We start from the raw sequence: 332 nt of genomic DNA on the forward strand, positions 1-332 counted from the left end.
AAGAATCTATACCGCTCGGCTTGCATGTGTTAGGCCTCCCGCTAGCGTTCATCCTGAGCCAGGATCAAACTCTCCATTGTATGTTTGTTTCCCTTAAACTCAACTCAATTTAAAATTGACGCTTTGTTTTTTCCGTACTTGGTTGTTTTTTCTTGATTTCAATGATCTTATACTCTTTTAGCTTCCAACATAAACTCTCTGTCGTTGTTCCTGTTTTGCGTGTGCAAAGATAAAAACTTTTTTCGAATTATCAAAACTTTTTTTAAATTTTTTTTTTCAAGCAACACTCTCTTATCAATATCTCTTAAAGCTTATTCCTAAACTTTAAAAAT

General features: G+C 33.4%; 1 rRNA gene. It reads right to left on the bottom strand.

Annotation, left to right across the window (positions count from 1 at the left end):
• Positions 1-80: ribosomal RNA gene (locus GNY06_RS00155) — 16S ribosomal RNA — on the bottom strand; the annotation flags it as partial.
• Positions 81-332 lie beyond the last annotated feature (252 nt).

Origin of the sequence: Elizabethkingia argenteiflava (assembly GCF_009904105.1) — a bacterium.
In the GTDB taxonomy this organism is placed as follows: Bacteria; Bacteroidota; Bacteroidia; order Flavobacteriales; family Weeksellaceae; genus Elizabethkingia; species Elizabethkingia argenteiflava.